Genomic DNA, 13,984 nt, shown 5'->3' with positions numbered 1-13,984 from the left:
TCCTGCAACGATAGAAAATATCGTGCAAAATATGATTGTCTATTGGTGGATAGCAGTTTTTTTATTGCTGAAAAAAGGCGGCTTGCCATCTGGAGAAGAAAACAGCTTGCCGGGAGGCAGAAAATCCACCTCCTCTCTAAAGTAGAGGTTGATTGGATTGCGAAAAAGTCAAATGATGCTCCTTGCCTCTGGAGGAGAGGCGAGGAGGAAAATATGGCAAAAGTGACTTTGACGGTGAACGGCCGTTCGGTCAGCGGTGAGTGCGAGAATCGCACGCTGCTTGTCCATTTCATCAGGGAAAAACTCGGCCTGACCGGAACCCATGTCGGCTGCGACACCAGCCAATGCGGCGCCTGCGTCGTGCACATGGACGGCAAGTCGGTGAAGAGCTGTTCCATCCTGGCCGTTCAGGCTTCCGGCTCCAAGATCACAACCATCGAGGGTCTCGCCGCCAATGGCGAGCTGCATCCGGTTCAGGCCGCCTTCAAGGAGCATCATGGCCTGCAATGCGGCTTCTGCACGCCGGGCATGGTGATGACATCGGTCGACATGATCAACCGTCATGGCGGCAAGCTGGACGAAAAGACCGTTCGCAGCGAACTCGAAGGCAATATCTGTCGATGCACCGGCTATCACAACATCGTCAAGGCGGTGCTTTCAGCCAATGCCGCGATGAACGCCGCAAGCCAAGCGGCCGAATAAATTCCACCGAGACCGTCTGGCTAAACGCCCGGGCTGTGATCTTGGCGGATTGCCAGGCCCGGAACCCCAATGGAGGATGTGATGGGCGTTGAAGGCATTGGCGCGCGCGTGGCGCGCAAGGAAGACAAGCGATTTCTGACGGGCAAGGGGCGCTACACCGACGACATGGTGACGCCGGGAATGAAATATGCCTATTTCGTTCGCAGCCCGCATGCACATGCGAAGATCAAGGGCATCGACGCGTCGGCGGCTCTTTCCATGCCGGGCGTGACCGGCGTGCTCGACGGCAAACAGCTGCTTGATGATGGCATCGGCAATCTGATCTGTGGCTGGATGATCCATTCTAAGGATGGATCGCCGATGAAGATGGGCGCGTGGCGGCCGCTGGCGGTCGATACCGTCCGCTATGTCGGCGATGCCGTCGCCATCGTCGTGGCCGATAGTCTTGGCGAGGCGCGCGATGCGGCGGAAGCCGTGGCAGTCGACTATGAGGAGCTGCCTGCCGTTGTTGAGGCGGTGGATGCGCTGAAAGCCGGCGCGCCACAGATCCATCCGGAAGCGCCCGATAATTTAATCTTCGACTGGGAACTGGGCGATGCAGCGGCGACCGACAAGGCGATTGCCGAGGCCGCGCATGTCACCGAAGTCGAGATTCATAACAACAGGCTTTCGCCGAATGCCATGGAGCCGCGCGCTACGCTCGGCATCTATGATGCGGCCGAAGACCATTATACCTGCTATACGACCAGCCAGAACCCGCATGTGGCCCGGCTCGTCATGAGCGCCTTCTATAATGTCGCGCCGGAAAACAAGCTGCGCGTCATCGCGCCCGATGTCGGCGGCGGTTTCGGCTCGAAGATCTATATCTACCCGGAGGAAATCGTCTGCCTCTGGGCATCGAAGAAGACCGGCGTGCCTGTGAAATGGACGGCGGATCGCACGGAAGCCTTCCTCACCGATGCACATGGTCGCGATCATGTCTCCAAGGTCAAGATGGCCTTCGATGCACAGAACCGCATGACGGCTCTGAAGGTCGACACGATCGCCAATCTCGGCGCCTATATGTCGCTCTTCTCCTCGGCGGTGCCGACCTATCTCTATGCGACGCTGCTGTCGGGCCAATATGATATCCCGGCAATCCATGCCAATGTCCGCACGGTCTATACCAATACCGTGCCCGTCGACGCCTATCGCGGAGCAGGGCGGCCGGAGGCGACCTATCTGCTGGAGCGCACGGTGGAAACGGCTGCGCGCGAACTCGGCGTTTCGCCGGCGGAGCTAAGAAGGATCAACTTCATCCGTTCCTTCCCCCATCAGACGCCCGTCATCATGAACTACGATGCCGGCGACTACGAGGCTTCACTCAACGCCGCCATGCAGCAGGCGGATTGGGCAGGTTTCCCTTCCCGCAAGGCAGCAGCCGCCGCCCGCGGTATGAAGCGCGGCATCGGCATGAGCTGCTACATCGAAGCCTGCGGCATCGCGCCCTCGCAGGCCGTGGGATCGCTCGGGGCCGGCGTCGGCCTCTGGGAATCGGCCGAAGTGCGGGTGAACGCGGTCGGAACCATCGAAGTGCTTACCGGTTCGCACAGCCACGGACAGGGGCATGAAACGACCTTCGCGCAATTGGTCGCCGATCGCCTCGGCGTGCCGATCGACAGCGTATCCATCGTCCACGGCGATACCGACAAGGTGCAGATGGGCATGGGCACTTATGGTTCCCGCTCCGGCGCCGTCGGCATGTCCGCCGTCGTCAAGGCGCTCGACAAAGTGGAGGCGAAGGCAAAAAAGATCGCCGCACATCTGATGGAGGCCGATGAGAGCGATATCGTCATCGAGAACGGCGAAGTGAAAGTGGCAGGCACCGACAAGGCGCTGCCATGGTTCCAGGTGGCGCTCGCCTCCTATACCGCCCACAATCTGCCTGCCGGTATGGAGCCAGGCCTGAAGGAAACTGCCTTCTACGATCCGGCGAACTTCACCTTCCCGGCCGGCTGCTACATCTGCGAGGTCGAAGTGGATCCGGAAACGGGCAAGACCGAGATCGTGCAGTTCGTCGCGGCCGACGATTTCGGCAACATCATCAATCCGATGATCGTCGAGGGACAGGTGCATGGCGGCATCGCGCAAGGTATCGGTCAGGCGCTGCTGGAAGGCGTACATTACGACGAGAGCGGCCAGCTTCTGACGGCCAGCTTCATGGACTACACCATGCCGCGCGCCGATGATCTGCCGTCCTTCCAGCTTTCGCATCAGAATACGCCATGCCCGAACAATCCCCTGGGGATCAAGGGATGCGGCGAGGCGGGTGCGATCGGCTCGCCGCCGGCGCTGATGAACGCCATCACCGATGCGATCGGCAACAACAGGCTGACCATGCCGGCAACCCCGCTCAAGGTGTGGGAAGCGGCACGGGCCACGGCCTGAAACGAGAGGAGGATAGGACAATGTACGCAACGAATTACCATCGCGCCTCCTCGGTCGACGAAGCCGTGAAGCTTCTGTCTGATGCCGACGAAGGCAAATATGTTTCCGGCGGCATGACACTGATCGCCACCATGAAGCAGCGTCTGGCATCGCCGAGCGATCTCGTCGATCTCAGGCATATCCCTTCGATCAAGGGAATCCGCGTCGATGGCCGCAGGGTCACGATCGGCGCGGCGACCACCCATGCGGAGGTTGCCTCTTCGGCAGCGATCCGTGCGGTCTGTCCGGCGCTTTGCGACCTTGCCGGCATGATCGGCGATCCGCATGTCCGGCACATGGGCACGATCGGCGGCTCCATCGCCAATAATGACCCGTCGGCGGATTATCCCTCGGCAATGCTGGCGCTGAATGCCACCATCGTCACCGACCGGCGCCAGATCGCGGCTGACGACTTCTTCCGGGGTCTGTTCGAAACGGCACTGGAAGGGGCGGAGCTCATCACCTCCATCGCCTTCGACGCACCGGAAAGGGCAGCTTACGCAAAATTCCCCAATCCGGCTTCACGCTATGCGATGACGGGTGTCTTCGTCGCCAAGGGGGCGGGGGGCGTGCGCGTTGCCATTACCGGTGCCGGTGCGGACGGCGTGTTCCGCCATACCGAACTGGAGCAGGCGCTTGCGGCGAACTTTCTGCCGGACGCGGTTACCGGCGTGACGGTGGACCCATCCGCGCTGCTGTCCGACCTGCACGCCACGGCCGAATATCGCGCCAATCTGATCAAGGTTATGGCCAAGCGCGCTGTGGCTGCCGCCTAGATTCGCCGTGAACAAGCCCGGAGCGGCAGGGTTTACCCTCCGCTCCGGAGAGAGTGTTTCCAGCATGGTTTCGATTGTCAATTTGACGTGAATGGTTATTCTTGTCTGGAATTGTTCAAAATTAGGGGCCATTTGCCGCAGTGGGCGCGAAAGCAATGCGGAGGGGTTGACGTGTGAACCGGCATTCTCGAAAACGGTCGCACGGTACTGGAGCATATGATGGATTTCGAAGCATTTTTTAAAGGCGAGCTGGAAGGCCTGCACAATGAGGGCCGTTATCGGGTTTTCGCAGATCTCGAACGCCGCCGTGGCAATTTTCCCCGCGCTATCAGACATACCCCGAATGGCCCGCAGGAAGTGACTGTCTGGTGCTCCAACGACTATCTCGGCATGGGCCAGCATCCGAAAGTGATCGAGGCGATGAAGCAGGCGATCGATCACTGTGGCGCGGGTGCGGGAGGCACCCGGAATATTTCTGGCACCAACCACTACCATGTTCTGCTCGAGCAGGAACTCGCCGATCTCCACGGCAAGGAATCCGCCCTGATCTTCACCTCGGGCTACATCTCCAACTGGGCGACGCTCGGCACGCTCGGCGCGCGCATTCCCGGCCTCATCATCTTCTCGGATGCGCTGAACCACGCGTCGATGATCGAGGGCATTCGCTATGCGAAGTGTGACAAGGTCATCTGGAAGCATAACGATTTGCATGACCTCGAAGCCAAGCTGAAGGCTGCCGATCCCAAGGCGCCGAAGCTGATCGCTTTCGAATCCGTTTATTCCATGGATGGCGATATCGCCCCCATCAAGGAAATCTGCGACCTCGCCGACAAGTATGGCGCGATGACCTATCTCGACGAAGTGCATGCCGTTGGCATGTATGGCCCGCGCGGCGGCGGTATTGCCGAGCGCGAGGGATTGATGGATCGTCTGACCGTCATCGAAGGCACACTCGGCAAGGCATTCGGCGTCATGGGCGGCTATATCGCCGCTTCGACCGCGCTCTGTGATTTCATCCGCTCGTTTGCGTCGGGCTTCATTTTCACGACGTCGCTGCCGCCGGCTCTGGCTGCGGGTGCCGTCGCCTCGATCCAACACCTCAAGGTCAGCCAGTTCGAACGCATGCGCCATCAGGATCGCGTGCGTAAGCTGCGCGCCCAGCTCGATGCGGCCGGCATTCCGCACATGCCGAACCCGAGCCATGTGGTTCCGGTCATGGTCGGCGATGCGGCCAAGTGCAAGTGGATTTCCGATCTGCTGCTCGATGCCGGCGTCTATGTGCAGCCGATCAACTATCCGACTGTGCCGAAGAAGACCGAGCGTTTGCGCATCACGCCGACGCCGCTGCATTCCGATGGCGATATCGAACAGTTGGTCGGTGCGCTGCACGCGCTTTGGTCTCGCTGTGCGCTTGCCCGGGCCGTTGCGTAAGAGACGGCTTCCGCCTCAAAATCAAAATGCGCTTCATTGCGGAATATCGGTGCGATGCCGATTTCTGCAATGATTGTTTGTGCCGTCGTTAGCCGCGGCTTCCCAAAGCCAGGCGGCAGGCGAGGCCGGCAAATACCGTCGCCAGCAGATATTGCGGCAGCTTCGGAAGGCGCTTGATCGCCGAGAACCGGCCGCGGATGTGGCTGCCAAGCAGGATGACGGAGCCGTTCACCAGGAAGCCGATCCCGTTGAGAATGGTGGCGAGCAAGGCCATCTGCAGGATCATCGAGCCGCTGGGATCGACGAATTGCGGGAAGAGCGCAAGCACGAACAGGGCCAATTTCGGGTTAAGAATATTGGTTGCCAGGCCCTCGACGAAGATGCGCTTACCCGAAAGGCGCTTGAGCCCGGCCGACGGTGTGAACGCAGAACCCTGGGAGCGGAGCGTCTTGACGGCCAGATAGAGCAGGTAGGCGCAGCCTGCCCAACGCACGATCTCATAAGCGACCGGCACGGTGAGAAAGAGCCGTGACAGTCCGAGGGCTGCCGCCATGGCGTGGCAATAGGTTCCAAGCGCAATGCCGGCATAGGTGAGAAAGCCGGCGGAGCGGCCCTGGCTGACGCTGCGCGAGGCGATGAGAAGCATGTCGGGACCGGGCGTGGCGGTGAGCACCAGCGCGGCGGCGGCAAAAAGAATGATCGTGGAAAAGTCCGGCATCGTGATTCCCTTGAAAGTGAAGCCGGAATTCCTCTCTAGCATCATCGCCGGGAATGGCAACCGCCGTATATGCGGTTGCGTAGCGAATGCGGAACGTTGCGATCTATTGTAAGATTATGCTTACGCAGCCTTTTCCCGCTGGGAGATGAGCACGGCGGCGCGGCCGCGCGCTTCCTCATCGGCGGCAAAGACCGCATCCATGGTATCGGCGCTGCCGATCGCAATCATCTCCTCCATGACGGCTTCGGCGATATCGGCCATTTCGAGGAAGCCGATGCGGCTGTCGACGAAGGCGTGGAAGGCGATTTCTTCGGCCGCATTCATGATCGCGCCCTGAAGGCCGCCGCGCTCCAGTGCGGTGCGGGCAAGGCGCAGCGCGGGGAAACGCACTTCGTCCGGCGCCTCGAAATCGAGCCGGGCGAGCTTGGCGAAATCCAGCCGGTCGACATTGAGCCTGGTGCGGGCGGGATAGGTCAGCGCATAGCCGATGGCGGTGCGCATGTCGGGACAGCCGAGCTGCGCCAGCACCGAGCCGTCCGTATAGCCGACCATGGAATGGATGACGGATTGGGGGTGCACCACCACTTCGATCTGATCAGGGCGGACATCGAACAAGTGCTTGGCCTCGATCATCTCCAGCGCCTTGTTGAACATGGAGGCGCTGCCGATCGAAATCTTTAAGCCCATCGACCAATTGGGATGGGCACGCGCGATCGCCGGCGTGACATTCGCCATCTGCTCCCGCGTCCAGGTGCGGAAGGGGCCGCCCGATGCGGTGATGATGATGCGCTCCACCGCGTGCTGCTGGTCGTCCTCTAGTGCCTGGAAAATCGCGCTGTGCTCGCTATCGACGGGGATCAGCCGGCCGCCGCCTTCGGCCACGGCGCGCACGAAGAGATCGCCCGCGGAGACAAGACATTCCTTGTTGGCAAGCGCGATATCGGCGCCGCGGCGGGCAGCTGCCAGCGTCGGCGCCAGGCCGGCTGTGCCGACGATCGCCGCCATCGCCCAGTCCGAGGGCATGGAGGCGGCCTCTATCAAGGCATTCTTGCCCGCGCCGACGGCAATGCCCGATCCGGCCAGCGCATCCTTCAGATCCTGATAGCGCTCCTCATTGGCCGTCACCGCAAAGGCGGCACCGCAGGCCTTTGCCTGTGTGGCCAGCAGGCCGATATTGTCATGTCCGGTGATTGCCGCGATATCGAAGGCCTCACGCCCGCCCAGCTGGGCAATGACGTCGAGCGTATTCTGGCCGATGGAGCCGGTCGAACCCAATATCGTCAGGCGACGACGCGCCGTGCTGCCGGTGTTCATTCAGGTATCCGCATTTGCTGCTGTTCTCCAAGGCTCTACAGGGGATTGGGCGGAGCGGCAAGTCCGGAGCCATGCAACCGCTCCCCCGGGCGATACACGCGAAAAGCGACCGTGTGAATTAGTCATATTTTTTTCAATCTCCATTGAACCAAATGCAAACTGCTGCGTTTTCCGACCACTCGACTGAGGAGGGCGATGAATGGTTTTCAAGGCGGCAACGTTTCACGGTATGGAGCTCTATCTGGAAAACGACCAGGCCAGGCGCTCGGCGCTGGAATCTGCGGTTGCCAATGCGCTCGCCGTTGCCGGCGGAATCGATGCTTCCGATGTTACCGTGATTGCGGCAGGCCAGGAAATCCGCCTGCACGGTTCGGTCGCGACCTATCAGGAGGTGACGCGGGCAACCGCGGTGGCAGAATCCATTCCCGGTGTGCGGTTGGTGAGGAACAGGATCGCTGTGGGGTGATATCCGCCTTTTAAGTTCGCGTTTACGCGGCGCCCGATGGGGCTCACGGCAGAGTGATCGCATATGGGCGAAAGTTCCTTCTCCCCTCGGGGAGAAGGTGGCCCGAAGGGTCGGATGAGGGGGCTGACCGATTTGAATGTGGGGTTTTCGCACCCTTGGCAACACCCCCCTCATCCGCCTGTCGGCACCTTCTCCCCGAGGGGAGAAGGAGGACGCGGCAACGGCGTCGTTTCATGTACGCTTGCCTTGGGGCTCACGGGATACTCCGTTCTCGAGGCGAAACGCATGAAAAGATCGTGATCGCCGCAACCTTCGCCAGCTCGAAACGCGGACTAAGAGCGATACTGAGTGCTTGAGTATAATGGTGATCTCGACGCGATTCGAACGCGTGACCCTCAGATTAGGAATCTGATGCTCTATCCTGCTGAGCTACGAGACCACTCGGCATGATCCATACAAAAGCCAAGGCCCGAAGCCAAGCCCTTTTGCGTCGTGGAGACAATCTGCCTTGAGCAGGCTCCGCGCAGCCTCAAAGACTACGCGGAGGTATCGAGGCAGGCCTCAGGCGTTGAGGCGCTGTTCGGCGAGGCGTACCCAGTAGGATATGCCGTGGGCGATGGCTTCGTCGTTGAAGTCGTAGGCCGGGTTGTGCAAGCCGGCGCTATCGCCATTGCCGACGAAGATGAAGGCGCCGGGGCGGGCGAGCAGCATGTAGGAGAAATCCTCGCCGCCCATCATCGGGTCGATATTCGGGATGACATTGCCCGCGCCGGCGATTTCCTCGGCCACCGCGATCGCGTGATCGGTCTCGTCGGCGTGATTGAAGGTGACGGGGTAGTTGCGCTGGAATTCGATCTCGACTTCCGCGCCGTGGCTCGTCGCGATGCCTGTCACGATCTGCTTGAAGCGCTGTTCGGCAAGGTCGCGCATCTCGGGATCGAGCGTGCGCACTGTGCCGGTGAAGCTCGCATCGTTGGGGATGACGTTGTGGGCATTACCGGCGTTGAATGTCGTGACGGAGACAACAACCGATTTCAGCGGATTGGCGCTGCGCGAGGCGATGAGCTGTAGATTGGAGACGATCTGGGCGCCGATGGCGATCGGGTCGATCGTCTTGTGCGGCATGGCGGCATGGCCGCCGAGCCCCTTGATGGAGACGGTGAATTCATCCGTCGCCGCCATGATCGCGCCCTTGCGGATGGCAAAATGGCCGACCGGCAGCCCCGGCATATTGTGCATGCCGTAGACTTCGGCGATCTCGAAGCGCTCCATCATGCCGTCCTTGACCATGGCGTCGCCGCCGGCGCCACCTTCTTCGGCCGGCTGGAAGATGACGGCGATGTTGCCGTTGAAATTGCGGTTCTCGGCGAGGTATTTCGCAGCCCCCAGCAGCATGGCGGTGTGGCCGTCATGGCCGCAGGCATGCATCTTGCCCGGAGTCTGGGAGGCATAGGGCTTGCCGGTGATTTCGGTGAGCGGCAGGGCGTCCATGTCGGCGCGCAAGCCGATCGTGCGGCCCTCGCCCTTGCCACGGATCAGGCCGACGACGCCGGTGCGGCCGATGCCGGTCACCACCTCGTCGACGCCGAAGGCGCGCAGTTTCTCGGCCACGAAAGCGGCCGTATTCTCGACCGCATAGAGGAGTTCGGGATGCGCATGGATATGGCGGCGCCACTCGGTCACTTCGCCCTGGAGTTCTGCGGCTCTGTTCAAGATCGGCATATGCTGATTTTCCTGCTGCTCAATATCGATTCTGGTTCAACCTGCGGGTCCTTGGCACAGCCTTGGCCAGCTTATCGTGGCCTTGGCGGCGTGCCATCGGGAAATAAAGTCGTCAATCGCCTTTGCCTTCTCCTAGCCATATAGGTTAAATAGACGAAGCTTTCGAGAAAATTCCGGACTTCTGAAGGATAGATCGTGCCGACGAAGCAGAATCGTTTGTATGCCGCCCTGCGGCTCGTTCCTATGGCCGCAGCAGCATCCATGCTTTTCCTGTCGACCGCGCAAACGGCCGGAGCCAATCCGCATATTCTCGTCGATGTCAGCACCGGACGCGTTCTCGACCAGCAGGAGGCGTTTCGCCGCTGGTATCCCGCCTCGCTCACGAAGCTGATGACGACCTATGTGACCTTCCGGGCCATTCAGTCCGGTCAGATCCGGCTCGATACGCCCGTCGTCATGTCGAAGCTTGCTGCCGCACAGCCGCCGGCGAAGATGTACTTCAAGCCGGGCCAGAAGATGACGCTCGACAACGCCTTGAAGATGATGCTGGTCAAATCGGCAAACGATCTTGCCATGGCGGTCGCAGAGACGGTCGGCGGCTCGCAGCAGGGCTTCGTGGCGCGGATGAATGCGGAAGCCGCGCGCCTCGGCATGCGCGACTCGCATTTCATCAATCCGAACGGTCTGCCCGGCAAAGGACAGTATACGACGGCGCGCGATCTTGCGATCCTCAGCGTGGCGCTGCGCCGCGAGTTCCCGCAATATGCCGGCTATTTCTCGCTCGAGGGCTTCACCAACGGCGTCAAGCAGGTGCCGAACATCAACATGCTCATTGGCCGTTTCGACGGCGCCGACGGCATGAAAACCGGCTTCATCTGCGCTGCCGGCTTCAACCAGATCGCCTCGGCAACCCGCAACGGCCGTACGCTGATCTCGGTCGTTCTCGGCACCGACAGCCTGGCGGCACGCGCCGACGATTCCGCCAATCTCCTGGAAAAAGGCTTCCAGAACCAGCTTTCCACCCGCGACACGCTCGCAACCTTGAGACCTGACGCGCCGCTTGCGGCCGATGTCGCCGATGTCACGGCCGACATCTGCAGCACCAAGGGCGCGCAGGCGCGCAGCGAGACCCGCGATCCCTTCGGTCGCACCAAGGTACAATCGCCCTATATCCACGAAATGGATCATGAGCCCAATTTCGTCTATGCCGGCCTGATCGGCGGCCAGGATATCGCGACGGCCGCTAAGAGCGACAAGGACGATGTCACGGCCAGAGGCGACAAGGCGACCAGGGACAACAAGATCGCGATCTCCGGCAGCGCGTCCAATGTGCCGGTTCCGATGCCGCGGCCCACTTTCTAATATCGGACAGGAATCATGAGCGTTTCGCAGCAAAGAGTGCCGGTTGCCATCCTGACCGGCTTCCTCGGTGCGGGTAAATCGACCCTGCTCAACCGCATCCTCAAGGATGAGGCCATGCGCGATGCGGCCGTCATCATCAACGAGTTCGGCGATGTCGGTATCGATCATCTGCTGGTGGAAAGCTCCGGCGATTCCATCATCGAGCTTTCCGATGGCTGCCTGTGCTGCACGGTGCGCGGCGAGTTGGTGGACACGCTGGCGAACCTGATGGACGCGATGCAGACCGGCCGCATCCGGCCGCTGAAGCGCGTCGTCATCGAAACGACCGGCCTTGCCGATCCTGCTCCCGTCATGCAGTCGATCATGGGCAATCCGATCATCGCCAACAATTTCGATCTCGATGGCGTCATTACCGTCGTCGATGCGGTCAACGGGCTGCAGACGCTCGACAATCACGAAGAAGCGCGCAAGCAGGTCGCAGTCGCCGACCGGCTGATTGTGTCCAAGACGGGGATTGCCGGCGCCGTGCCGGAGGCGCAGCTGGAGAGCAGGCTGAGGGCGCTCAATCCGCGCGCGCAGATCCTGAATGCCGATAGCGACGAGGCGGGACGCGCCGCCATTCTGGTCAACGGCCTCTACGACCCGGCTTCAAAGATCGCCGATGTCGGCCGCTGGCTGCAGGACGAGCTGGAAGCGGACGACGATCATCATCACCATGATGAGCACGATCACCACGACCATGATCATGACCATCATCATGGCGATCATGGACACCACCATCACCATCATGGGCACCACCACGGCCACCGGCATCAGCACGCCCATGACGTCACGCGGCATGACAGCTCGATCCGGTCGTTCTCGATCGTCGAGATTCAGCCTATCGATCCGATGGCGCTCGAAATGTTCATCGATCTGCTGCGTTCGGCGCATGGCGAAAAGCTCCTGCGCATGAAGGCGATCGTTGCAGTGTCGGATCGGCCGGAACGCCCTGTCGTGCTGCATGGCGTGCAGAATATCTTTCATGCGCCGGTGCGCCTGCCGGCATGGCCCGATCCCGAAGACCGCCGCACGCGCATGGTCATCATCACGAAGGATTTGCCGGAAGATTTCGTGAAGGGCCTATTTGACGCCTTCCTCAGTAAGCCGCGCGTCGATACGCCTGATAGGGCGGCGCTGGAGGATAATCCGCTCGCCGTGCCGGGGATGAAGTTTTAAATCTCGATGAGATCTAACAACCCGCCCCGCCCTTCGACAGGCTCAGGGTGAGGCTGGTCTTGGCCACACTGTCGGCCATGATCGAAGAGAGGGTGGCGCGATAAGGGAAATCCGCAGTCGCTCCATCCTCATGGTGAGGCGGGAGCGTAGCGACCCTCGAACCATTGGGATGGCCACCAGCTGCTAGAGATCACCCCTTGCGAATCACGAAGCGATGGCCGCCATCCGTCTTCTCGCTCTCGAGAAGCGTGTGGCCCTTCTCGTTGCAGAGATGCGGGATGTCGATGACGGCGAGCGGATCCGTGGTTTCCACGGTCAATGTCGCGCCGCTTGCCATGCCGCGCAGACGCTTCTCCGTCTTGATCGCCGGATAGGGGCATTTCAGGCCGCGCAGATTGTAGATCTCGGTATCCGGACTATTCACTCTTGGCCCAGAACTTCCAGAAAGGCGGTTTCTTGGCCTCGGTCTGCGCGGTCTCGACAGGAGGCGCTGGCGCGTAGGCGAGCGCGTTGAGGCTGGGGTTCATGGGGTTTGCCGTCGGAATCGGCACATTTGCCGGAACGTTGGCTGCAACGATCGGGCCGGCCGCGGGCTGCTGCGCAGGTGCCATCGGAGCACCTGTCGCAGGAGTTGCCGTGGCCACGCGAATGCTTGCCGTCGTCGGGTTACCCGTCGGGCTTACTGCCGTGCCACCGCGCGCGATCTGCTGGGCCGACTGGTTCGCCATCATCGATTCGAGATCGGCGACCTTCATCATCTTACCGGCGGCAAGGGCGGTGCCTGTGGGAGCATAGGCGATATCGTGGCCCTTGCGCTGCTTGGCGACGACGGCCTTGCGCTCGGCTTCGGTCGGGTCGTACCAGGCCATGCCGTCGAACTTCTTCGAGGCAGCGGCATAGTCTGCCTGATACTGCTTGTCATAGGTCGCAAGCGCCATCTGCAGGGCGGGCGGTGTCGTCATGACAGGGCATTTGCCACTGGCGTTGAACGGACCGCTGGCCTGCTGGTTGAAGACGTATTTCTTCTCGCAGACCTCGACCTCGGGCGGGCGCTTGGTGACTTCGAAATTGTCGTAGCCAACCTTCAGCATCTTCCAGAATTCGATATTGGGGCTGAGGCGATGCTTCCACATGTTTTCCGCCGTCATGCGGAAGGGGAAGGCTTCGAGCTGAACGGCCTTCTGGCCGCCCTTGAAGGCGTCGCGCGCGAAGGCATAGATCTCCAGCACCTGCTGGTCGGTCATGGAATAGCAGCCGGACGACGAGCAGGCGCCGTGGATCATCAGATTGTTGCCGGTGCGGCCATTGGCTGCATCGTAGCGGTTCGGGAAGCCGGTGTTGATGGCGAGATAGTATTTCGAATTCGGGTTCAGGTTGGCCGGCGTCAGCATGTAGAAGCCTTCCGGCGCCTGCCGGTCGCCTTCCTTCACCTTCGGGCCCAGACGGCCGGACCAGGCGCAGATCTTGTAATCCGCGATGACTTCGAAACGGTTGTTCTGGTTCGCCTTCAGGATCTCCATCACGCCTTCTTCCTTGAAGATGCGGATCATGATCGGCGAGTTGCGGTCCATGCCCTTCTTGGCCATGTCGGCGAGGATATGGCTTGGAAGCGGCTGTTCGACCTTGTTCTTCACCTTCGACAGGTCGATCGACGCGGTATCCAGCGCGTCGTTGCAGCCGGCGAGTGCTAGCGCCATCAGGGAAACATAGGCAAGGTGACGAATGCGCATTCTGACCTGGTCCATAAATGCGAAGAGTGGCAGTTCGATCTGTTTCGCCACTCCCCTCGAAGCATGAAACGGAATCATA

The 13,984-nt window shown here is 60.9% G+C and carries 12 protein-coding genes and 1 tRNA gene; 7 read left to right on the top strand and 6 right to left on the bottom strand.

Going from position 1 to position 13,984, the window contains the following annotated elements:
• The first annotated feature begins 213 nt into the window (after positions 1-213).
• The 4 genes from JJQ51_RS07990 (at position 214) to hemA (ending at position 5,375) form a co-directional block, all read left to right on the top strand.
• A complete protein-coding gene (locus JJQ51_RS07990; protein WP_183809775.1) occupies positions 214-702 on the top strand; it encodes a (2Fe-2S)-binding protein in 489 nt (162 codons plus the stop codon).
• 81 nt (positions 703-783) lie between these two features.
• Entirely contained in the window at positions 784-3,129 is a 2,346-nt protein-coding gene (locus JJQ51_RS07985) for a xanthine dehydrogenase family protein molybdopterin-binding subunit (RefSeq protein WP_269244507.1), read from the top strand.
• A 20-nt stretch (positions 3,130-3,149) separates the two neighbouring features.
• On the top strand, positions 3,150-3,944 hold the full coding sequence (locus JJQ51_RS07980) for an FAD binding domain-containing protein (protein ID WP_269244506.1): 795 nt from the start codon (positions 3,150-3,152) through the stop codon (positions 3,942-3,944).
• A 219-nt stretch (positions 3,945-4,163) separates the two neighbouring features.
• The gene (gene hemA, locus JJQ51_RS07975; protein ID WP_113333934.1) at positions 4,164-5,375 is read left to right on the top strand and encodes a 5-aminolevulinate synthase; all 1,212 of its coding nucleotides are present in this window, start codon (positions 4,164-4,166) and stop codon (positions 5,373-5,375) included.
• 88 nt (positions 5,376-5,463) lie between these two features.
• On the opposite strand, the gene JJQ51_RS07970 is transcribed toward hemA, so the two are convergent.
• Positions 5,464-6,093 carry a LysE family translocator gene (locus JJQ51_RS07970; RefSeq protein ID WP_269244505.1) on the bottom strand — a complete coding sequence of 210 codons (630 nt, stop codon included), beginning with the start codon at positions 6,091-6,093 and terminating at the stop codon, positions 5,464-5,466.
• 120 nt (positions 6,094-6,213) lie between these two features.
• Positions 6,214-7,407, bottom strand: a complete 1,194-nt coding sequence (gene dxr / locus JJQ51_RS07965) for a 1-deoxy-D-xylulose-5-phosphate reductoisomerase (protein WP_269244504.1) — start codon at positions 7,405-7,407, stop codon at positions 6,214-6,216.
• Between the two features lie 199 nt (positions 7,408-7,606).
• On the opposite strand from dxr, the gene JJQ51_RS07960 reads away from it, so the two are divergent.
• Complete coding sequence (locus tag JJQ51_RS07960; protein ID WP_113354283.1) at positions 7,607-7,873, top strand: BON domain-containing protein; 267 nt, start codon at positions 7,607-7,609, stop codon at positions 7,871-7,873.
• Between the two features lie 362 nt (positions 7,874-8,235).
• On the opposite strand, the gene JJQ51_RS07955 is transcribed toward JJQ51_RS07960, so the two are convergent.
• Positions 8,236-8,312 (bottom strand) — tRNA-Arg (locus JJQ51_RS07955).
• 122 nt (positions 8,313-8,434) lie between these two features.
• Positions 8,435-9,595, bottom strand: coding sequence for a M20 aminoacylase family protein (locus JJQ51_RS07950; protein ID WP_269244503.1), 1,161 nt, complete (start codon positions 9,593-9,595; stop codon positions 8,435-8,437).
• Positions 9,596-9,790: 195 nt separating this feature from the next.
• Between JJQ51_RS07950 and JJQ51_RS07945 the strand changes: the two genes are divergently transcribed.
• Complete coding sequence (locus JJQ51_RS07945; RefSeq protein WP_145322054.1) at positions 9,791-10,957, top strand: D-alanyl-D-alanine carboxypeptidase family protein; 1,167 nt, start codon at positions 9,791-9,793, stop codon at positions 10,955-10,957.
• Between the two features lie 15 nt (positions 10,958-10,972).
• Complete coding sequence (locus JJQ51_RS07940; RefSeq protein ID WP_269244502.1) at positions 10,973-12,175, top strand: CobW family GTP-binding protein; 1,203 nt, start codon at positions 10,973-10,975, stop codon at positions 12,173-12,175.
• A gap of 190 nt (positions 12,176-12,365) precedes the next feature.
• Here JJQ51_RS07940 and JJQ51_RS07935 read toward each other — a convergent pair whose 3' ends face one another.
• Together JJQ51_RS07935 and JJQ51_RS07930 are read right to left on the bottom strand one after the other, a co-directional pair.
• Positions 12,366-12,599 carry a sulfurtransferase TusA family protein gene (locus tag JJQ51_RS07935; RefSeq protein WP_269244501.1) on the bottom strand — a complete coding sequence of 78 codons (234 nt, stop codon included), beginning with the start codon at positions 12,597-12,599 and terminating at the stop codon, positions 12,366-12,368.
• Positions 12,592-13,905 (bottom strand): L,D-transpeptidase family protein, encoded by a 1,314-nt coding sequence (locus JJQ51_RS07930; RefSeq protein WP_113333935.1) that lies wholly within the window; start codon positions 13,903-13,905, stop codon positions 12,592-12,594. Before JJQ51_RS07930 ends, JJQ51_RS07935 begins: the two co-directional genes overlap by 8 nt.
• Positions 13,906-13,984: the final 79 nt, after the last annotated feature.

This window comes from Rhizobium sp. AG207R, from assembly GCF_027109195.1.
Classification (GTDB): domain Bacteria; phylum Pseudomonadota; class Alphaproteobacteria; order Rhizobiales; family Rhizobiaceae; genus Rhizobium; species Rhizobium dioscoreae.
The sequence above is the reverse complement of the archived record's forward strand: the minus strand, read 5'-3'. Positions and strand labels throughout refer to the sequence as shown.